Source organism: Streptomyces sp. NBC_01276 (assembly GCF_041435355.1).
GTDB lineage: Bacteria > Actinomycetota > Actinomycetes > Streptomycetales > Streptomycetaceae > Streptomyces.
In genome coordinates this window covers 5,801,064-5,821,054 of sequence record NZ_CP108442.1, presented here as the reverse complement: position 1 = coordinate 5,821,054, position 19,991 = coordinate 5,801,064, and the positions used below count along the sequence as shown (strand labels likewise).

Annotated in this window: 16 protein-coding genes; 6 read left to right on the top strand and 10 right to left on the bottom strand. The window is 70.7% G+C overall.

All coding sequences use genetic code 11. The annotated features are described in order from the left end of the window. Window positions 1-4 precede the first annotated feature (4 nt). Window positions 5-994: a heme A synthase gene (locus tag OG295_RS26155; RefSeq protein WP_371679093.1), complete on the top strand. Its 990-nt coding sequence runs from the start codon at window positions 5-7 to the stop codon at window positions 992-994. Window positions 995-1,034: 40 nt separating this feature from the next. Here OG295_RS26155 and OG295_RS26150 read toward each other — a convergent pair whose 3' ends face one another. The 3 genes from OG295_RS26150 to OG295_RS26140 all read right to left on the bottom strand — a co-directional run bounded on the left by OG295_RS26150 (window position 1,035) and on the right by OG295_RS26140 (window position 3,688). Continuing rightward, window positions 1,035-2,129 (bottom strand): amidohydrolase family protein, encoded by a 1,095-nt coding sequence (locus OG295_RS26150; RefSeq protein ID WP_371679092.1) that lies wholly within the window; start codon window positions 2,127-2,129, stop codon window positions 1,035-1,037. Window positions 2,130-2,371: 242 nt separating this feature from the next. Beyond that, on the bottom strand, window positions 2,372-2,716 hold the full coding sequence (locus tag OG295_RS26145) for a hypothetical protein (protein ID WP_371679090.1): 345 nt from the start codon (window positions 2,714-2,716) through the stop codon (window positions 2,372-2,374). Window positions 2,717-2,740: 24 nt separating this feature from the next. Beyond that, window positions 2,741-3,688 (bottom strand): heme o synthase, encoded by a 948-nt coding sequence (locus tag OG295_RS26140; RefSeq protein WP_371681313.1) that lies wholly within the window; start codon window positions 3,686-3,688, stop codon window positions 2,741-2,743. Window positions 3,689-4,000: 312 nt separating this feature from the next. Between OG295_RS26140 and tkt the strand changes: the two genes are divergently transcribed. From tkt to pgl, 5 genes are all read left to right on the top strand, one after another. Next, window positions 4,001-6,088 carry a transketolase gene (gene tkt, locus OG295_RS26135; RefSeq protein WP_371679089.1) on the top strand — a complete coding sequence of 696 codons (2,088 nt, stop codon included), beginning with the start codon at window positions 4,001-4,003 and terminating at the stop codon, window positions 6,086-6,088. Between the two features lie 36 nt (window positions 6,089-6,124). After that, entirely contained in the window at window positions 6,125-7,243 is a 1,119-nt protein-coding gene (tal, locus tag OG295_RS26130) for a transaldolase (RefSeq protein ID WP_371679088.1), read from the top strand. Between the two features lie 2 nt (window positions 7,244-7,245). Continuing rightward, on the top strand, window positions 7,246-8,775 hold the full coding sequence (gene zwf, locus OG295_RS26125; RefSeq protein WP_280914814.1) for a glucose-6-phosphate dehydrogenase: 1,530 nt from the start codon (window positions 7,246-7,248) through the stop codon (window positions 8,773-8,775). Next, window positions 8,772-9,806: a glucose-6-phosphate dehydrogenase assembly protein OpcA gene (gene opcA, locus OG295_RS26120; RefSeq protein WP_371679087.1), complete on the top strand. Its 1,035-nt coding sequence runs from the start codon at window positions 8,772-8,774 to the stop codon at window positions 9,804-9,806. Before zwf ends, opcA begins: the two co-directional genes overlap by 4 nt. A gap of 119 nt (window positions 9,807-9,925) precedes the next feature. After that, window positions 9,926-10,705 (top strand): 6-phosphogluconolactonase, encoded by a 780-nt coding sequence (gene pgl, locus OG295_RS26115; RefSeq protein WP_371679086.1) that lies wholly within the window; start codon window positions 9,926-9,928, stop codon window positions 10,703-10,705. 60 nt (window positions 10,706-10,765) lie between these two features. Here pgl and pgi read toward each other — a convergent pair whose 3' ends face one another. The 7 genes from pgi to OG295_RS26080 all read right to left on the bottom strand — a co-directional run bounded on the left by pgi (window position 10,766) and on the right by OG295_RS26080 (window position 19,869). Next, window positions 10,766-12,469, bottom strand: a complete 1,704-nt coding sequence (gene pgi / locus OG295_RS26110; RefSeq protein WP_371681312.1) for a glucose-6-phosphate isomerase — start codon at window positions 12,467-12,469, stop codon at window positions 10,766-10,768. A gap of 166 nt (window positions 12,470-12,635) precedes the next feature. Further along, the gene (locus OG295_RS26105; protein WP_007263454.1) at window positions 12,636-12,971 is read right to left on the bottom strand and encodes an RNA polymerase-binding protein RbpA; all 336 of its coding nucleotides are present in this window, start codon (window positions 12,969-12,971) and stop codon (window positions 12,636-12,638) included. Window positions 12,972-13,150: 179 nt separating this feature from the next. Beyond that, on the bottom strand, window positions 13,151-13,381 hold the full coding sequence (gene secG / locus OG295_RS26100) for a preprotein translocase subunit SecG (RefSeq protein WP_356214149.1): 231 nt from the start codon (window positions 13,379-13,381) through the stop codon (window positions 13,151-13,153). 151 nt (window positions 13,382-13,532) lie between these two features. Continuing rightward, window positions 13,533-14,321 carry a triose-phosphate isomerase gene (tpiA, locus tag OG295_RS26095; protein ID WP_266838409.1) on the bottom strand — a complete coding sequence of 263 codons (789 nt, stop codon included), beginning with the start codon at window positions 14,319-14,321 and terminating at the stop codon, window positions 13,533-13,535. Window positions 14,322-14,327: 6 nt separating this feature from the next. After that, complete coding sequence (gene pgk, locus OG295_RS26090) at window positions 14,328-15,539, bottom strand: phosphoglycerate kinase (RefSeq protein WP_371679085.1); 1,212 nt, start codon at window positions 15,537-15,539, stop codon at window positions 14,328-14,330. Window positions 15,540-15,672: 133 nt separating this feature from the next. Then, window positions 15,673-16,677, bottom strand: coding sequence for a type I glyceraldehyde-3-phosphate dehydrogenase (gene gap / locus OG295_RS26085; RefSeq protein ID WP_030237192.1), 1,005 nt, complete (start codon window positions 16,675-16,677; stop codon window positions 15,673-15,675). Between the two features lie 231 nt (window positions 16,678-16,908). Then, complete coding sequence (locus OG295_RS26080; RefSeq protein ID WP_371679084.1) at window positions 16,909-19,869, bottom strand: M14 family zinc carboxypeptidase; 2,961 nt, start codon at window positions 19,867-19,869, stop codon at window positions 16,909-16,911. Window positions 19,870-19,991 lie beyond the last annotated feature (122 nt).

Below are 19,991 nucleotides of genomic sequence, written 5' to 3'. Positions count from 1 at the left end.
AAGTTTGCACAAGGCGGCCTTTACGATAGGGGCCGTGTTGAACCCCTTCGCATATCTCGCCGGCCGCTGGACCCCGTCACCCCGGACCGTCCGGCGCGCCGCGCTCGCCGCGCTCGTCATGAGCGTGCTCATCGTCGTCACCGGTGGCGCGGTGCGGCTCACCGGATCCGGTCTCGGCTGCGACACCTGGCCCAAGTGCACCGACGACAGCCTGGTCGTGACGCAGGCGCAGGGCTTCCACGGGGCCATCGAGTTCGGCAACCGCATGCTGACCTACGTGCTCTGCGCGGCCGTCGGCGGGATCATCCTCGCGGCCCGCTCGGCCACGCCCTGGCGGCACTCGCTGACGCGGCTCGGCTGGCTCCAGTTCGCGCTCGTGATGGGCAACGCGGTCCTCGGCGGCATCACCGTCCTGACGGGGCTCAACCCCTACAGCGTGGCCGGCCACTTCCTCCTCGCCACCAGCCTGATCACCGTCACCACCGTCACCTGGCAGCGCGTCGGCGAGGGCGACAGCGCCCCCCGCCCGCGCGTGCCCGGTCCGGTGCGCAAGCTCTCCTGGGCCCTGGTCGCGACCACCCTGGTGCTGATCGCGGCCGGTACGGTCGTCACGGGCTCCGGCCCGCACGCCGGCGACAGCAGCGAGATCAAGCGCATGCCGTTCGACTGGGCCACCACCGCGCACGTGCACGCGATCGCCGCCTGGCTGGTCTGCGCGCTCGCCGTCGCGATGTGGCTGGTGCTGCGCGTCGTGGACGCCCCCGACGACACCCGGGCCCGCGCCCGTGACCTGCTGGTCGTCCTGCTCGCCCAGGGGGCCATCGGCTACGTCCAGTTCTTCACGGACGTGCCCGAGGTGCTGGTCGCCGTGCACATGCTGGGTTCCTGCCTGGTCTGGATCTCCGTGCTCCGCGTGGTGCTGAGCCTGCGCGAGCGCTCCGCCGACCGGGCGGAGGTCCCGGCGCGGGACGACGCGCGGCTCTCCGCGGTCTGACCCGTCCCGGCCGCCCCGGCTTCCGGGGCGGCGGCCGTCCTCAGCCGCGCTCGTCCAGCCGGTAGACGCGCCGGGCGTTGTCGGCCGCGACCATCGCCGCCACCCGGTCCGCGTCCCGCCAGGACCAGGCCCCGTCGGCGACCCAGCCGCCCAGGACCCGGCCCAGCGCCTCGCGGAACACCAGCGCGCCGACCGCGTGCAGCTCCGGCAGGCGCCGGCCACCGCTGGAGAACAGCAGCTTCCCGAAGGGCGCGAGTTCCAGCACCTCGGCCAGGACGGCGGCGGCGCGGGCACCCGTCGCCGCGAGGGCGGGTCCGAGATCGGCGTGGACGTGCGGATGCGCGGCGGCCAGCCCGGCCGTGTGCCGGTGGTACGGGTACCCGCCGAGCAGCACCAGCTGCGTCCCCAGGCCCTCGGTGGCCCGTACGAACCCGGTCAGCGCCCCGGGCTCCCGCGCCCCGGTGTGCAGCTGGACCGGCAGCCCACAGCTCACGGCGCTCCACAGCAGGTGCCGCAGGAGTACGGGGTCCCGTACGGCCCCTCCCGCGGCCCGTCCGGCCAGCCACCGCCCGGCGGCCCCGCGCACCTCGCCGGGTCCCGGCGGGCTCGGGTCGTCCGCGAGCGCGCGGGCGTATCCGGTGGCGGCGCCGCAGCCGAAGGCGACGGCCGAGGCCGCGGCGTGGTGGACGGCGCCGCCCAGGTTGGCCAGGAACGCCGCGACGGTCCCGGAGGTGTCGGCGGCCTGCTCGGCGAGTGATTCCAGCCGGACCACCTCGAAGGCCTCCGCCTCCCCGGCGAGTGCCAGCTCCTTGGCCCCGGTGAGGTCCCCGGACGCCCCCGTGTCGACCAGGTGGGCGCCCACCCCGGAGCCGCGCAGCAGCCGCCGCGCGGTCTCGGCGGGCCCGAGTTCGCGCCGCCGGGCCAGGTAGCGGGCGGGCGGGCAGTGGGGCTCCAGCCCGAGCAGCGGCGGGCACCAGCGGCGCACGGCGAAGCCGGCCTGGGTGTCGAAGAAGGTGGTGCCGGCGGCGGGCGGGCCGGCCGCGCCGGTCAGCTCGGCCTCGAACGTGGCGAGTCCCAGCTCCGTGCGGAGCACTCCGTGGCAGTGCTGGTCCACCAGGGGCGGCGTTTCGATCATCCGGGCATCCCGTTGCGGACGTGAGGAAGCGGGTTCCACGGTCCTAACGGGTGAGCGGGGCAGTTGGTTGTGCTCGCGCTGTTGACCGAGCGGGTCCGGCCCGATCCGGCACGGGGCTCCCGGGCCGGAGGGGCGCGCCGGGGGCAGGTCCGGGCGCCCGGAGAGGACCCGCGGAACGGGGGTCCTCTCCGGGCGCCCGGACCCGCGGGCCCGGCACCGGCGCCCCGGAGGCGGAGGAGCCCTCAGGAAGAGGGGCCGCCGAGCTGGATGCCGGCCATGCGCGTCCACTCGTACGGGCCGGTCCGGACGCGGGCGGCGAACTCTCCGTCGAACTCGTCGTGGAGGGTCAGCCCGGCCTGCTCGGCGGCGAGCCGGGCCACGGTGTGCGTCCGGGCGACCAGGTCGCCCCAGCCGCCGTCCGTGCCGACGAGCACGATGCGGGTGCCGGCCTGGCCGATGTGGGCGAGGTGGCCCTCGGCGCCGCCGTGCTGCTTGGCGAACGCGCCGATCTGCCGGGCCAGCTTCGTCGCCCTGCGGGCCTGCTTCTTGTCTGCTGCGGTGTCTGCGGTCTCCGCGGTCTCTGCCATGAACGGCATGCTACCGGCGAGTAATCAACGGAGGAAGGGATCCACGGCCACGGCGACGAAGAGGAGCGACACATAGGTGATGGACCAGTGGAACAGCCGCATCTCCTTGAGCTTCGCACCCGTCACCCCGGCCTTGGCGCGGGCGCTCAGCGCGTGCGCCTCCCACAGCCACCAGCCGCCGGCCAGCAGCGCGACCGAGGTGTAGAACCAGCCGGTGTACCCCAGCGGGGTCAGCAGCAGCGATACCGCCACCATCACCCAGCTGTAGAGGACGATCTGCTTGGCGACGGCCTTGTTGCCCGCCACGACCGGCAGCATCGGCACGCCGACGCGCGCGTAGTCGTCCTTCACCTTCATCGACAGCGGCCAGTAGTGCGGCGGCGTCCAGAAGAAGATGACGAGGAAGAGGATGACCGCGGCCCAGGAGACCTCGTTCTTGACGGCCGACCAGCCGATGAGGACCGGCAGGCAGCCCGCGATCCCGCCCCAGACGATGTTCTGCGCCGTACGCCTCTTGAGCAGCATCGTGTAGACCACGACGTAGAAGAGGAGCGCGCCGAGCGAGAGCGCGGCCGACAGCCAGTTGATCAGCAGACCGAAGAACAGGGTGGAGATCACGCCGAGCGAGATGCCGAAGACCAGGCACTCGCGCGGGCTCACCATGCCGGTCACCAGCGGACGCTGCGCCGTACGGTCCATCAGCGCGTCGATGTCGCGGTCGATGTACATGTTCAGCGCATTGGCGCCGCCCGCGGAGAGGTAGCCGCCGAAGCAGGTGGCGAGCACCAGCCACATCGGCGGCACGCCCTGCTCCGCGAGGAACATCACCGGCACTGTGGTGATCAGCAGAAGTTCGATGATCCGCGGCTTGGTCAATGCCACGAAAGCCATGACCCGGGCCCCGAACGGCCGGTGACCGGGGCTCGTCCCGAGCACCCCCGCTGGACGGGATTCGACGGCCGTCACGCACACCCCTGAGAGAGAATCCAGCAAGCTCCGACTCGGACCCTTCAGGACATGAAGGCCCGGTAAAGGCTTGCGCGTACCACGCCACTCTAGACGTTGCACTTGCGTCGCCCCGCGCGGGGGTCGTCTCGTGTTGGGCCGATCGGACCGGACGGACGGTTCACACGTGCGGACGCCGGATGAACAAGGGGCACCGACCTGGCGACGCACTGCCTGCACTCGAATAGCCCCACGCCCTCGCGGGGGTAGGCTCGGAATCGCGCCGGTGCGTCGTTCGTCACCGGGAATACAACATGTGGAGAGGAGCCCTGACCAACGGTGAGCACCAAGCCGACCACCACAGAGCTCGAATGGACCGAACTGGACCAGCGGGCCGTCGACACCGCCCGCATCCTGGCCGCGGACGCGGTCCAGAAGGTCGGAAACGGCCACCCCGGTACGGCGATGAGCCTGGCCCCCGCCGCGTACACCCTCTTCCAGAAGGTCATGCGGCACGACCCGGCCGACCCCGAGTGGGTCGGCCGTGACCGTTTCGTGCTCTCCGCGGGGCACTCGTCCCTGACCCTCTACACCCAGCTCTACCTGGGTGGCTTCGGCCTGGAGCTGGACGACCTCAAGGCGTTCCGCACCTGGGGCTCCAAGACCCCCGGGCACCCGGAGTACGGCCACACGGCCGCCGTCGAGACCACCACCGGCCCGCTGGGCCAGGGCATCGCGAACGCGGTGGGCATGGCCATGGCCGCCCGCTACGAGCGCGGTCTGTTCGACCCGGAGGCGGCCGCCGGCACCTCCCCGTTCGACCACATGGTCTACGCGATCGCGGGCGACGGCTGCCTCCAGGAGGGCATCTCCCACGAGGCGTCCGCGCTGGCGGGCCACCAGAAGCTCGGCAACCTCGTGCTGCTGTGGGACGACAACCACATCTCCATCGAGGGCGACACCGAGACCGCCGTCTCCGAGGACACCCTGAAGCGCTACGAGGCGTACGGCTGGCACGTCCAGCGCGTGGCCCCGCAGGCAAACGGCGACCTCGACCCGAAGGCGCTGTTCGAGGCCTTCCAGGCCGCCAAGGCCGAGACGGAGCGCCCGTCCTTCATCGCGGCCCGCTCGATCATCGCCTGGCCGGCCCCGCACGCCCAGGGCACCGAGGCCTCCCACGGCTCGGCCCTCGGCAACGACGAGGTCGCCGCGACCAAGCGCGTGCTCGGCTTCGACCCGGAGCAGACCTTCGAGGTCTCCGACGCGGTCATCGGCCACACCCGCGGCCTCGTGGACCGCGGCCGTGACGCCCGCGCCGCCTGGGAGAAGGAGTTCTCCGCCTGGCGCACCGCCAACCCGCAGCGCGCGACCGAGTTCGACCGCGTCAACGCCAACGAGCTGCCCGCCGGCTGGGAGGACAAGCTCCCCGTCTTCGAGACCGGCAAGGGCGTCGCCACCCGCGCCGCCTCCGGCAAGGTCCTCGAAGCGCTCGGCGCGATCATCCCGGAGCTGTGGGGCGGCTCGGCCGACCTGGCCGGCTCCAACAACACCACCATCGACAAGAACTCCTCGTTCCTGCCGGTGGGCAACCCGCTGCCGGAGGCCGACCCGTACGGCCGCACCATCCACTTCGGCATCCGCGAGCACGCCATGGCCGCGGCCATGAACGGCATCGCCCTGCACGGCCACACCCGCATCTACGGCGGCACCTTCCTGGTGTTCTCCGACTACATGCGCAACGCCGTCCGGCTGTCCGCGCTGATGCACCTGCCGGTGACGTACGTGTGGACGCACGACTCCATCGGCCTCGGCGAGGACGGCCCGACCCACCAGCCGGTCGAGCACGTCGCCGCGCTGCGCGCCATCCCGGGTCTGAACGTCGTCCGTCCGGCCGACGCGAACGAGACCGCCATCGCCTGGCGCGAGGTCCTGCGCCGCCACACCAAGGTGTTCGGCAAGGGTGCCCCGCACGGTCTGGCGCTGACCCGCCAGGGCGTGCCGACCTACGAGCGCAACGAGGACGCCGCCAAGGGCGGGTACGTGCTGTTCGAGGCCGAGGGCGGCCCCGCGCAGGTCGTGCTCATCGGCACCGGTTCCGAGGTCCAGCTCGCCGTCGCCGCGCGCGAGGCGCTGCAGGCCGAGGGCGTTCCGGCGCGCGTGGTCTCGATGCCGTGCGTCGAGTGGTTCGAGGAGCAGGACCAGGAGTACAAGGACAGCGTGCTGCCGCCCTCCGTCAAGGCGCGAGTCGCGGTCGAGGCCGGCATCGGCCTGACCTGGCACCGTTACGTCGGTGACGCGGGCCGGATCGTCTCGCTGGAGCACTTCGGTGCCTCCGCCGACGGCGCCGTCCTGTTCCGCGAGTTCGGCCTCACCGCCGAAGCCGTGACCGCAGCAGCCAAGGCCTCCATCACCGCCGCCGCGCGCTGAGTCCGGCACCAGAACCAAGTAGGAGATGCAATTCCCATGACAGACGCACTCAAGCGCCTCTCCGACGAGGGCGTGGCGATCTGGCTGGACGACCTGTCCCGCAAGCGCATCACGTCCGGCAACCTCGCCGAGCTCATCGACCAGAGCCACGTGGTCGGTGTGACCACCAACCCGTCGATCTTCCAGAAGGCGATCAGCAGCGGTGACGGTTACGAGCAGCAGCTCGCCGACCTCGCCGCCCGCAAGGTCACCGTCGACGAGGCGATCCGGATGATCACCACGGCGGACGTCCGCGACGCCGCCGACATCCTGCGCCCGGTCTTCGACGCGACCGAGGGCCAGGACGGCCGCGTGTCGATCGAGGTCGACCCGCGTCTGGCGCACGAGACCACGGCGACCGTCGCCGAGGCCAAGCAGCTCGCCTGGCTGGTGGACCGCCCGAACACCCTGATCAAGATCCCGGCGACCGAGGCCGGCCTGCCGGCGATCACCGAGGTCATCGGCCGGGGGATCAGCGTCAACGTCACGCTGATCTTCTCGCTGGAGCGCTACCGCGCGGTCATGGACGCGTACCTGGCGGGCCTGGAGAAGGCGAAGGCCGCCGGCCTGGACCTCTCCGAGATCCACTCGGTCGCCTCCTTCTTCGTGTCCCGCGTGGACAGCGAGATCGACAAGCGCCTCGACGGCATCGGGACCGACGAGGCGAAGGCCCTGAAGGGCAAGGCGGCCCTCGCCAACGCCCGTCTGGCCTACGAGGCCTACGAAGAGGTCTTCTCCTCCGAGCGCTGGGCGGCCCTGGACCGGGCGCACGCCAACAAGCAGCGCCCGCTGTGGGCCTCGACCGGCGTCAAGGACCCGGCCTACAAGGACACCCTGTACGTGGTGGACCTGGTCGCCCCCGGCACCGTGAACACCATGCCCGAGGCCACCCTGGAGGCCACCGCCGACCACGGCGAGGTCTCCGGCGACACCATCCGCGGCACGTACGAGCAGGCTCGCGCCGAGCTCGACGCGGTCGCGAAGCTGGGCATCTCGTACGACGATGTGGTGCAGCTGCTCGAAGACGAAGGCGTCGAGAAGTTCGAGGCGTCGTGGAACGACCTGCTGAAGTCGACCGAGGCGGAGCTCAAGCGCCTCGCCCCCGCGGAGGACTGAGTATTTTGTCGGTGAACGGAGCGAACCCGCTTCGTGACGCACAGGACCGGCGGCTCCCGCGCATCGCGGGGCCGTCCGGCCTGGTCATTTTCGGCGTTACGGGTGACCTGTCGCGCAAGAAGCTGATGCCCGCCGTCTACGACCTGGCGAACCGCGGCCTGCTGCCGCCGGGCTTCTCCCTGATCGGCTTCGCCCGCCGCGAGTGGCAGGACGAGGACTTCGCGCAGGAGGTGCACGACGCTGTCAAGCAGCACTCCCGCACCCCCTTCCGCGAAGAGGTCTGGCAGCAGCTGGTACAGGGCTGCCGGTTCGTCCAGGGCGATTTCGACGACGACGCGGCCTTCGAGACCCTCAAGGCCACCATCGAGGAACTCGACAAGGCACAGGGGACGGGCGGCAACTTCGCCTTCTACCTCTCCGTGCCCCCGAAGTTCTTCCCCAAGGTGGTCCAGCAGCTCAAGGACCACGGTCTGGCGCAGAAGGAAGGCTCCTGGCGGCGCGCCGTCATCGAGAAGCCCTTCGGCCACGACCTCAAGAGCGCGGAAGAGCTCAACAAGGTCGTCCACGAGGTCTTCCCCCGTGACGAGGTCTTCCGGATCGACCACTACCTCGGCAAGGAGACCGTCCAGAACATCCTGGCGCTCCGCTTCGCCAACACCATGTTCGAGCCGATCTGGAACCGGTCGTACGTCGACCACGTGCAGATCACCATGGCGGAGGACATCGGCATCGGCGGCCGGGCCGGCTACTACGACGGCATCGGCGCCGCGCGCGACGTCATCCAGAACCACCTGCTCCAGCTGCTGGCGCTGACCGCGATGGAGGAGCCGGGCTCCTTCCACCCCAAGGCGCTGGTGGCCGAGAAGCTCAAGGTGCTGACCGCCGTGGAGCTGCCCGAGGACCTGGGCAAGCACACCGTGCGCGGCCAGTACTCGGCGGCCTGGCAGGGTGGCGAGAAGGTCGTCGGGTACCTCGAAGAGGACGGCATCGACCCCAAGTCGAAGACCGACACCTACGCGGCCATCCGCCTGGAGATCAACAACCGCCGCTGGGCGGGCGTCCCCTTCTACCTGCGGACGGGCAAGCGCCTGGGCCGCCGGGTGACCGAGATCGCCGTGGTCTTCAAGCGGGCGCCGTACCTGCCGTTCGAGTCGGGCGCGACCGAGGAGCTGGGGCAGAACGCCCTGGTCATCCGGGTCCAGCCGGACGAGGGCGTGACCGTCCGCTTCGGCTCCAAGGTGCCGGGCACCTCCATGGAGGTCCGGGACGTCACGATGGACTTCGCCTACGGCGAGTCCTTCACCGAGTCCAGCCCCGAGGCGTACGAGCGGCTCATCCTCGATGTCCTCCTCGGCGACGCGAACCTCTTCCCGCGTCACCAGGAAGTCGAGCTGTCCTGGAACATCCTCGACCCGATCGAGGAGTACTGGGACAAGCACGGCAAGCCCGCGCAGTACCCGGCGGGCACCTGGGGGCCGGTCGAGGCGGACGAGATGCTCGCACGAGACGGACGGAGCTGGCGCCGGCCATGAAGATCGACCTCACGGAGACCACCTCCAGCAAGATCAACGCCGCGTTGGTGCAGGCGCGCCGGGACATCGGCACGCCGGCCATCGGCATGGTCCTCACGCTGGTGATCGTGACCGACGAGGAGAACGCGTACGACGCGCTCAAGTCGGCGAACGACGCGTCCCACGAACACCCCTCGCGGATCGTCGTCGTGGTCAAGCGGGTCAGCCGTTCCCCGCGCAGCCGCCGTGACGCCCGCCTCGACGCGGAGCTCCGCGTCGGGGCGGACGCGGGCAGCGGGGAGACGGTCGTGCTCCGCCTGCACGGCGAACTGGTCGACCACGCCCAGTCCGTGGTGCTCCCGCTCCTGCTGCCCGACGCCCCCGTGGTCGTCTGGTGGCCGGAGGGTGCTCCCGCGGACCTGGCGGGCGACCCGCTGGGCGCGCTGGGACAGCGCCGGATCACCGACACCTACTCCTCGGAGAAGCCCGTCGCCGCGCTCGGCGAGCGGGCGGCGGCGTACGCGCCGGGTGACACCGACCTGTCCTGGACCCGGATCACCCCGTGGCGTTCGATGCTGGCCGCCGCGCTGGACCAGCAGAGCCTGTCGGTCGCCTCGGCGACCGTCGAGGGCGAGGACGAGAACCCGAGCTGCGAGCTGCTGGCCATGTGGCTGGCGGACCGTCTCGGGGTGCCGGTCCACCGCGCCCGCTCCGGCGGGCCGGGGCTGACCGCCGTACGGCTGGAGACCAAGGACGGCTCGATCGTCCTGGACCGGGCGGACGGCGCGCTGGCGACGCTGTGCATGCCGGGGCAGCCCGACCGTGCGGTGGCGCTCAAGCGCCGGGACACGGCCGAGCTGCTGGCGGAGGAACTGCGCCGGCTGGACCCGGACAACACCTACGAGGCCTCGCTGAAGTTCGGCGTGGCCCGTCTGGAGGCGTCCGCCCCGGCCTCCGCCGCGGCTCCGGCCGAGGCGGAGCCCGAGGCTCCGGCCGAGGCCCCGGCCAAGCCCGCCGCCAAGCCGGCGGCGAAGAAGGCCCCGGCCAAGTAGCGGTACCGGTGAAGGGCGGAGCGGCTCCCCGCCCCGCCCTTCACCCGTTCCCCGGTGCTCCGCCCCGGACCGGAACCACCGCACGACCCGAACTACCAAGAAGGCGGCAGCACATGGGTATGACGACTCCCCAGGTCGTCGTCCACCGGGACAAGGAGCTGATGGCGCAGGCCACGGCCGCCCGGCTCATCACGAAGATCGTGGACGCGCAGGCCGCCCGTGGCAGCGCCTCCGTGGTCCTGACCGGCGGCCGCAACGGCAACGGCCTGCTCGCGGCCCTCTCCGTCGCCCCCGCCCGGGACGCGGTCGACTGGTCCCGCATCGACCTCTGGTGGGGCGACGAGCGCTACGTCCCCGCCGACGACCCCGAACGCAACCACGTACAGGCCCGTGAGGCCCTCCTGGACTCCGTCCCGGTGGATCCCGCGCGGGTGCACGTCATGCCCGCCTCCGACGGCCCGTACGGGGTGGACGTGGACGCCGCCGCGGCCGCCTACGCGGCGGAGCTGAAGCGGGCCTCCGGGCCGGAGGACCACGGTCCGGTCCCCACCTTCGACGTGCTGATGCTGGGCGTCGGCCCGGACACGCACGTGGCCTCGCTGTTCCCGGAGCACCCGGCGACCCGGGAGACCGAGCGCACCGTCGTGGGCGTGCACGGCGCCCCGAAGCCCCCGCCCACCCGGGTCTCCCTGACCCTCCCGGCGATCCGCGCGGCCCGCGAGGTGTGGCTGCTGGCGGCCGGCGAGGACAAGGCCGCGGCGGTGGCCGTCGCGCTCGGCGGCGCGGGCGGGGTCCAGGCCCCCGCCGCGCAGGCCTACGGCCGCAGCCGCACGCTGTGGCTGCTGGACCGGGCGGCGGCGGCCAAGCTGCCGGCCGGGCTGTACTCCCCGGCGTCCTGAACGGGCGGAAGCGCCCCGCACCGGTCGGTGCGGGGCGCTTCCGCGTTCACGCCGGAGGGCTCAGCGGCCGCGCAGTTCCCGGTACCGGGCCACGAGCGCCCGCGTCGAGGGGTCCAGGCCCGCCACGTCGGCCCCCTCCACCAGTGCGGGCTCCAGCCGCTTGGCGAGGACCTTGCCGAGCTCGACGCCCCACTGGTCGAAGGAGTCGATGTTCCACACGGCGCCCTGGACGAACACCTTGTGCTCGTAGAGGGCGATGAGCTGTCCCAGTACCGACGGGGTCAGCTCGCGGGCGAGGATCGTCGTCGTCGGGTGGTTGCCCCGGAAGGTCTTGTGCGGGACGAGCTCCTCGGCGACGCCCTCCGCGCGCACCTCCTCCGGCGTCTTTCCGAAGGCCAGGGCCTGCGTCTGGGCGAAGAAGTTGGCCATCAGCAGGTCGTGCTGGGCCACCAGGCCGGGGAGGAGGTCCTCCACCGGCCGGGCGAAGCCGATGAAGTCCGCCGGGATCAGCTTCGTGCCCTGGTGGATCAACTGGTAGTACGCGTGCTGCCCGTTGGTGCCGGGGGTGCCCCACACGACCGGGCCGGTCTGCCAGTCGACGGGGTCGCCGTTGCGGTCGACCGACTTGCCGTTGGACTCCATGTCGAGCTGCTGGAGGTAGGCCGTGAACCGCGACAGGTAGTGGCTGTACGGCAGGACCGCGTGGGACTGCGCGTCGTGGAAGTTGCCGTACCAGATCCCCAACAGCCCCATCAGCAGCGGCGCGTTCTCCTCCGGCGGCGCCGTGCGGAAGTGCTCGTCCATCAGGTGGAAGCCGTCCAGCAGCTGCCGGAAGTGGTCCGGGCCGATGGCGATCATCAGGGAGAGCCCGATGGCCGAGTCGAAGGAGTAGCGGCCGCCGACCCAGTCCCAGAAACCGAACATGTTGGCCGTGTCGATGCCGAACTCGCCGACCTTCTCCTCGTTGGTCGACAGCGCCACGAAGTGCCGGGCGACGGCCTCTTCACCGGCCCGCAGCTCCGTGAGCAGCCAGTTCCGCGCCGAGGTGGCGTTGGTGATGGTCTCGATGGTGGTGAAGGTCTTCGAGGCGATGATGAAGAGCGTCTCGGCCGGGTCCAGGTCGCGCACGGCCTCGTGCAGGTCCGCGCCGTCGACGTTGGAGACGAAACGCACCGTCAGGTCGCGGTCGCTGAAGGCCCGCAGGGCCTCGTACGCCATCGCCGGGCCGAGGTCGGAGCCGCCGATGCCGATGTTGACGACGTTCTTGATGCGCTTGCCGGTGTGGCCCGTCCACTCCCCCGACCGGACCCGGTCGGAGAAGGCCGCCATCTTGCGCAGGACCGCGTGCACCTCCGGGACGACGTCCTCGCCGTCGACCTTCACGACGGCACTCTCAGGGGCGCGCAGCGCGGTGTGCAGGACCGCCCGGTCCTCGGTGATGTTGATCTTCTCGCCGCGGAACATGGCGTCGCGCAGTTCGGCGACGCCGGTGGCCGCGGCCAGTTCGCGCAGCAGCGCGAGGGTCTCGTCGGTGACGAGGTGCTTCGCGTAGTCGATGTGCAGGTCCCCGGCCCCGAGGGTGTACTTGGTGCCACGCTCCGGGTCCGCCTCGAACAGCTCCCGCAGATGCGTCTGCCCCAGCTCTTCGCGGTGCTTGCCGAGCGCGTTCCACTGCGGCGTCCGGTCAAGCCTCGTACGTCCCGCCCGTCGCCCGCCACCACCCTCGCTCGACGCGCTTCGCGCGGCGGCCTGGTTTGCGTTCATCTCGGACATCAACCCACTTCTTCCGTCCTGTTGTGCCCCGCCGCCTCCAAACCTAAGGGATCCGAGGGGGGACAACGGACAAAAAGGGGCCCGGCCCGCGGGATTCGCTCTCCCACGGGCCGGGCCCCGAGTCACTCTCAAGGGTGGTGCCGGTTGTCGCCGGTCCTCAGATCTCGCCGCGGAGCTTGGCGAGGGCCTCGGCGAGGATGGCCTCGCCGTCGGCGTCGGTGCGGCGTTCCCGTACGTACGCGAGGTGCGTCTTGTACGGCTCGGTGCGCGGCGGCGCGGGCGGGTTGTCCCGGTCCTGGCCGGCCGGGAACCCGCAGCGCGGGCAGTCCCAGGTGTCCGGCACCTGTGCGTCGCTGGCGAAGCTCGGCTGCGTCTCGTGCCCGTTCGAGCACCAGAAGGAGATGCGCAGGCGGGGCGCGGATTCACCGCGCTCGGCCTCGCCCATCGGCCCGGCTCCGACCCGACTTCCACGAATCGCGTTGCCACTTGCCACGGTCGTAACTCCCTGCGTGATGGTGCCGCGGAGCGAGAGGGGATGTCCGCTGCGGGCGCCCCAGTCTACGGAAGGCCCAACGCGCGTCCACTAACCGGAGTTACTCGCTCCAGCCGTGGACGCAGGACCTCATGATAGGCGGGGCGGAGCCGACGGGACCGGCACAATGGCCAGAACGGTCAGCTGCCCGACTTCGTGAGCAGGCCGAGCGCCACGATGCAGGCGAACCACAGGAGCCCGATCACGACGGTGATGCGGTCGAGGTTGCGCTCTGCCACGGAGGAACCGCCGACCGAGGACTGCATGCCGCCGCCGAACATGTCGGACAGACCGCCGCCCTTGCCCTTGTGCATCAGCACGAGCAGCATCAGCAGGGCGCTGAAGACGACCAGGGCGATCGAGAACCCCATAATCACGGCTGATTCCTACTTTCTGGGCATTCTGGGCTTTCAGGTTTTACCGGGCCTGCGACGCCCGCGGGGGCCAGCGGCTGCCGATCGCAGCCCCCTGGCCCCCGCAAGGGTACGACGGATCCGCCCTACCGCATACTCACCGGTCGCTTCACTGGTCGCGGAAGCGGACGATCTTGACGAACTCGTCCACGTCCAGCGCCGCGCCGCCGATCAGGGCGCCGTCGACGTCGGGCTGCGCCATGATCGCGGCGATGTTGCCGGACTTCACGGAGCCGCCGTACTGGATGCGGACCTTGTCGGCCAGCTCCTGGGAGTACAGCTCCGCGAGGCGGCCGCGGATCGCTCCGCAGACCTCCTGGGCGTCCTCGGGGGTGGCGACCTCGCCGGTCCCGATGGCCCAGACGGGCTCGTACGCGATCACGATGGACTCGGCCTGCTCGGCCGGGACGTCCTTGAGACCGCCGTCGACCTGGGCCAGCGTGTGCGCGACCTGGCCGCCGGCCTTGCGGACGTCCAGGCCCTCGCCGACGCACAGGATCGGGGTGAGCCCGTGCTTGTAGGCGGCCTTGACCTTGGCGTTGCAGACCTCGTCGCCCTCGCCGTGGTACTGGCGGCGCTCGCTGTGGCCGACGGCCACGAAGGTGCAGCCGAGCTTGGCGAGCATCGGGCCGGAGATCTCGCCGGTGTAGGCGCCGGAGTCGTGCGCCGAGATGTCCTGGGCGCCGTACTTGATCTTCAGCTTGTCGGCGTCGACCAGGGTCTGGACCGAGCGCAGGTCGACGAAGGGCGGGAGCACCGCCACGTCGACGGCGTCGTAGTCCTTGTCGGCGAGGGAGAAGGCGATCTTCTGGGTGTGGGCGATGGCCTCAAGGTGGTTGAGGTTCATCTTCCAGTTGCCCGCCATCAGCGGGGTACGGCCGTTGGCAGCAGCAGTCATAGGGGTTCAGCCCTCCAGGGCGGCGAGGCCGGGGAGCGTCTTGCCCTCGAGGTATTCGAGGCTGGCGCCACCACCGGTGGAAATGTGACCGAAGGCGTTCTCGTCGAAGCCCAGGATGCGGACCGCGGCAGCGCTGTCGCCGCCACCGACGACGGTGAAGGCGTTGCTGTCGACGAGGGCCTGCGCGACGGCCTTGGTGCCGTTCGCGTAGTCGGGGTGCTCGAAGACGCCGACCGGGCCGTTCCAGAACACGGTCTCGGCGTCGGCGATCTTCGACGCGTAGAGCTCACGCGTCTTGGGGCCGATGTCGAGGCCCTCCTTGTCGGCGGGGATCTTGTCCGCGTCGACGGTCTCGAAGTCGGCCGGGGCCTTGGTCTTCAGGTCGGGGAAGTCCCCGGAGACCAGGACGTCGACCGGCAGGACCAGCTCGACGCCGTTCTTCTCGGCGCGCTCCATGTACTCCGTGACCTTGCCCAGCTGGTCTTCCTGGAGCAGGGAGATGCCGACCTCGTAGCCCTTGGCCTTGAGGAAGGTGTACGCCATGCCGCCGCCGATGAGGAGGCGGTCGGCCTTGCCGAGGAGCTCGTCGATGACGGCGAGCTTGTCGGAGACCTTGGCGCCGCCCAGGACGACCACGTACGGGCGCTTGACCTCGGCGGTGAGCTTCTTCAGGACGCCGACCTCGGTGGCGATCAGGTAACCGGCGGCGTGCGGGAGGCGCGCGGGCAGGTCGAAGACCGAGGCGTGCTTGCGGTGGACGGCGCCGAAGCCGTCGCCGACGTAGACGTCGGCCAGCTCGGCGAGCTGGTCCGCGAAGGCGCCGCGCTCGGCGTCGTCCTTCGCGGTCTCACCGGCGTTGAAGCGCAGGTTCTCGATGACGGCGACCCGGCCGTCGGCGAGGGCGGCGACGGTCTCCTTGGCGGAGGAGCCGACCGTGTCGGTGGCGAACGCGACGTCCGCGCCGAGCAGTTCGCCGAGCCGCTTGGCGGCCGGGGCCAGCGAGAAGGCCGGGTCCGGGGCGCCCTTGGGGCGGCCCAGGTGCGAGGCCACGATCACGCGGGCACCGGCCTCGGCGAGCTTCGCGATCGTCGGCTGGACGGCGCGGATGCGGCCGTCGTCGGTGATCTCACCGTTCGCGAGCGGCACGTTGAGGTCGGCGCGGACGAAGACCCGCTTGCCGGTGACGCCCTCGGCGAGCAGTTCGTCGATCGTCTTCATGTGTTTCCTACTCCTTAGGAGACCTTCACCCGGAGGGCGAGGACGGGAGGGCCAGGCAAGCCACAGGGCCCGAACGGCGCTTCATCGCGCCGAGCGGACCCTGTGCTCACATGGTGGTGCCTTGCCCTACGTTTTAGAGCTGACCGCCGACGAAGACGGTGAGGTCGACGAGGCGGTTGGAGTAGCCCCACTCGTTGTCGTACCAGCCGATGACCTTGACGCTCTTGCCCTGGACCATGGTCAGGGAGGAGTCGAAGGTGCAGGAGGCCGGCCAGTTCACGATGTCGGAGGAGACGATCGCGTCCTCGGTGTAGTCGAGGATGCCCTTCAGCTGGCCCTCGGCGGCCTTCTGGAAGGCGGTGTTGACCTCGTCCTTGGTCACCTCGCGCTCCAGCTCGATGACCAGGTCGGTCACGGAACCGGTGGGGACCGGGACGCGCATCGCGATGCCGTCGAGCTTGCCCGCGAGCTCCGGAATGACCAGGGCGGTGGCCTTGGCGGCACCGGTGGTGGTCGGGATGATGTTCTCGGCGGCGGCACGGGCGCGGCGCAGGTCCGAGTGCGGGAAGTCCAGGATGCGCTGGTCGTTCGTGTAGGCGTGGACCGTGGTCATCATGCCCTTGACGATGCCGAAGTTCTCCAGGAGGACCTTGGCCATCGGCGCCACGCAGTTGGTGGTGCAGGAGGCGTTGGAGATGACGTGGTGGTTGGCCGCGTCGTACTTGTCCTGGTTGACACCCATCACGATCGTGATGTCCTCGTCCTTGGCCGGAGCCGAGATGAGGACCTTCTTCGCGCCGGCGGCAAGGTGCTTGGAGGCGTCGGCCTTCTTCGTGAAGATGCCGGTCGACTCGATGACGATGTCGGCACCCAGCTCGCCCCAGGGCAGGTTCGCGGGGTCGCGCTCGGCGAAGGTCTTGAAGGTGTTGCCGCCCACCGTGATGGTGTCGGCGGTGTGGGAGACCTCGGCCTTGAGGCGGCCCAGGATGGTGTCGTACTTGAGCAGATGCACCAGGGTGGCGTTGTCAGTCAGGTCGTTGACACCGACGATCTCGATGTCCGCTCCCTGCTCCAGGAGCGCCCGGAAGTAGTTGCGGCCAATTCGGCCAAAACCATTGATGCCTACGCGGATCGTCACGAACCGATCTCCTCGTTGGTACGCCGGCCTGTCCGCCGGCGAGCTGTATGGGATGTCCCCGACCGCTTACGACCCTACCTCTCCGTGAGCTTGGGAGTGACATCGACGGGAGCCGGACACTCCCCCACTCCGTGGGGGGACCCCCGCGAGGCCCTGTACCAGACGCCCTGGCACGGGACCTCGGGGACTTTCGGCCCCCTCACGCAGTGTGATCGGGGGTGGGGCCGCAGGTCAGTGGTTCAGCGAGCGGAGCGCCTTGCCCAGGAGTACGGCGCGGTCCGCCGCGGCCGGTACGTGCTCCAGGCCGAAGCCGAGGAGCACGGTGTCACGCGTAGTGACCGCGGCATAGGACTTGAACAGTTCGCCCGACCTGGACCAATCGCCCGGAACATCGGGACTTCCGGCAGGTGCGCCCTGGGCCGTCCACGCGCCGAGCGAGCTCTCGAAGCCCTCGACGGCCTGGTCGGTACCGCCCAGGGAGACCCGGGCCTCGTCCGCGAAGACACCGCGGCCGCCCGAACCCGGGTCGGTGACGTAGGAGAGCGAGACCTCGACGGTCTTGCCCGCGTAGGCGCTCAGGTCGAAGGAGACCTGCTTCCAGCCGCCCGAGGATCCGGTGAAGCTGTTCCACGCCCCGCTGGTACCGCTCGGTGAGCAGCCGCCGCCGTCCAGGGTGAGGTAGTGCCGCAGGAAGGGGTGGTCGTTGACGAAGAATCCGGCCTCGCACTCCGCCGGGACTGTGGTGGAGCTCAGCCCTCCCGAGTCCGGGAGTGTGGTCCAGTCCTCGCCCCCGGCGGTACGGGCCTCCAGGACGGCGTGGTCGTAGCCCTCCTCGGTGTTCCAGTTGAGGGCCATCTTCAGCTGCGGCTGCTCCGCGGCGGTGACCTTGGTGAGGTCGACGGTCCGCGTGAGGCGCTTCCAGTCGTCGTCCTCGTGGGTGGCCGCGGCCATCCCGCTGCCCGCGTACGGGGCGTACGGGTTCACGACCCCGGCGTACTGGCCCGCCTGCGCGCTCTTGAACTGCGGGAACTGCGCCGCCGGCAGGCTGTCGGAGGTGACGGTGTAGGCCCCGGGGGCGTCGAGCGGGTTGCCCGGCGCGCCGGCCAGGCCGCCCTTGACGCCCGCGAGGGAGCCGGCGCCGGTGAAGCCGGTGGGGCCGGAGACGCTCGCCCGCCCGTAGGCGCCGAGGTAGTACTGGCTGAAGTCGTCCGTCAGGGCGCGGCCGACCTGGGCCCGGCCGCCCGCCAGTTCACCGGCCTCGATCAGCTTGCCGCCCTCGTTGAGGAAGTCGCGCACGGCCAGCTGCGTCTCGCCGCCGGGCGCCTTGGCCCCGGTGTAGTGGACGGTGGTGGAGAAGTGCGAGAGCACCCCGAGGTGGTGGGGGACCCCCTGGGTGGCCACGTCCCAGACGGCGGCCGACTTCCCGTTGGCGCGCAGCGCGTCCACGTAGGTCTGGGCCTGCTGGGCCTTCGCGCCCTCCTCCGCGATCACCAGGACGTCCGCGCGGGGGCGCTGCGCCACGGTGTACGTGAAGTGCTCGCTGGAGACCTGCTTGTCGGAGCGGTCGCGGCCGGTGAACCACACCTCGACCTTGTCGCCGGGCCTGGCCCCGTCCACCTTGGCCCGGTACTCGTCGAACCAGTTGTTGTCCTCGCCGCCGTAGACGTCACCGCCCTTCCAGGCCTTGAGCGCGTCGTCGTGCGTGCGACCGCCGTTGATCCGGAAGGTGAGCCGCTTGTCCTTCAGGGCCTTGCGGGCGGTGACCGCGACCGTCTGGTCCTCGCCGCGCTCCACGTAGGAGGTGGTGAAGGTGTCCGGGGTGAAGTCGGCTGCGCTCAGGCCCACGGAGGAGGAGGGCTGGTCCGGGTGCGCGGCGCTCTCACCGACGGACAGCGCGAAGGAGACGTTCTTGGCGAACTCCTGCTGGATCAGCTTCTCGTCGTCCGGGAAGTTGAATCCGGAGGCGCAGTCCTCGGGCTTCCACCGGTCGTTCGGGTCGATCGCCGAGGCCGTCTGGCAGGTGGTCATCTCCGGCGTGAACATCATGACGCCGTTCACGTTGGCCGCGTGGCCGTCCGCCTCGCCGTTGGTCGTGTACAGCTCGGAGGAGAGCTGCGGGTAGTAGCCGGGGACGGCGGACTTCTCGGGGGTGCCGGCGAGCGCCTTGTAGGCGACGTCGTCGGGGGTCGGGGTGGCCACCTGCCAGCCCACTCCGTAGAGCAGCAGCTCGGAGGCCGAGTGGTAGTTGATGGCGTACCGGAAGCCGATGCGCTTCTCGAAGGCGTCCAGGGCCCTGGTCTCGGGCTCGGAGGAGGCGCTCGGGCCGCGGTAGGTCTCGCTGGAGAGGCTCGGGGAGGAACCCTCGTTGTCGTAGCCCCACTTGTAGGCGAAGTTGCGGTTGAGGTCCACGCCGTCCACGGCCGTGATCTTGCCGTCGCCGTTGTTGTCGTGGAGGTTCTTGCGCCACAGCCGGGCGCTGTCGGCGGTGAACGTGTAGTCGTAGCCGTCGGGGTTGGCGGAGAGCAGGAACCACAGCTCGGTGGAGTCCACGAGCCTGGTGATCCGCGGGTCCTTGCCGTACTCGTCCAGCGTCTGGTGCATCAGCCGCCGGGTCATCTCGGGGGTGATCCACTCACGGGCGTGCTGGTTGGACATGTAGAGGACGGACGGCTTGTCGCCGTCCCTGCCCTTCTTCGCGTCCTTGCTGACCTTGAGGGCGAGGATGTCCTTGCCCTGGACGGTCTTGCCGATGGAGACGACCTTGGTGAGCCCGGGGTTCTGCTGCGCGGTCCGCAGGATCTCCTCCTGGAGGCCGCCCTTGCCGCTGTACGGGCGGAAGACCCCGTCCCCGGCGGCCTTGGCACGGGCCAGCCCCTGGGCGGAGACCTTGCGCTCGGCGAGTTTGACGCCCTGGGCGGCGAGTCCCGCGGCCTGGTCCCCCGTGAGGAAGAGCTCGACCTTCGCGGTCCCGGTCTGCGGGGCGCGTTCGGCGAGCTCGTGGGCGTCCTGGCCGGCGGCCAGGACGAGCGGGACCTGTTCCTTGGTGATGTCGGCGTCGTAGACCCGCACCTCGTCGGCGCCGGATGCGGTGCCGGACGCGGGCTGGGCGTGGGCCGTCACGGGTAGTGCGGCGAGTGTGGTTCCGAAGACGAGTGCGCTTGCGGCGAGGATCGATCTCGCGCGTTGCCTCATGTGCCCCCCTGGGCGTCGTCTGCCACGAAAGCGTGCGGACGCCAGGCTCACGACCGGCCCGTGCTCATGTCAATGGGGCGTACCGAGAAGGGGCCCGCACGGGTGAGCGTGCGGGCCCCTGC

Bases quoted from the DNA above. Each gene is read 5' to 3' on its own strand.
- OG295_RS26145 (WP_371679090.1), bottom strand. From the start codon at position 2,716: ATGGCAGAGACCGCGGAGACCGCAGACACCGCAGCAGACAAGAAGCAG.
- pgl (WP_371679086.1), top strand. From the start codon at position 9,926: ATGACGACTCCCCAGGTCGTCGTCCACCGGGACAAGGAGCTGATGGCG.
- tal (WP_371679088.1), top strand. From the start codon at position 6,125: ATGACAGACGCACTCAAGCGCCTCTCCGACGAGGGCGTGGCGATCTGG.
- pgi (WP_371681312.1), bottom strand. From the start codon at position 12,469: ATGAACGCAAACCAGGCCGCCGCGCGAAGCGCGTCGAGCGAGGGTGGT.
- pgk (WP_371679085.1), bottom strand. From the start codon at position 15,539: ATGAAGACGATCGACGAACTGCTCGCCGAGGGCGTCACCGGCAAGCGG.
- tpiA (WP_266838409.1), bottom strand. From the start codon at position 14,321: ATGACTGCTGCTGCCAACGGCCGTACCCCGCTGATGGCGGGCAACTGG.
- OG295_RS26150 (WP_371679092.1), bottom strand. From the start codon at position 2,129: ATGATCGAAACGCCGCCCCTGGTGGACCAGCACTGCCACGGAGTGCTC.
- secG (WP_356214149.1), bottom strand. From the start codon at position 13,381: ATGGGGTTCTCGATCGCCCTGGTCGTCTTCAGCGCCCTGCTGATGCTG.
- OG295_RS26080 (WP_371679084.1), bottom strand. From the start codon at position 19,869: ATGAGGCAACGCGCGAGATCGATCCTCGCCGCAAGCGCACTCGTCTTC.
- opcA (WP_371679087.1), top strand. From the start codon at position 8,772: ATGAAGATCGACCTCACGGAGACCACCTCCAGCAAGATCAACGCCGCG.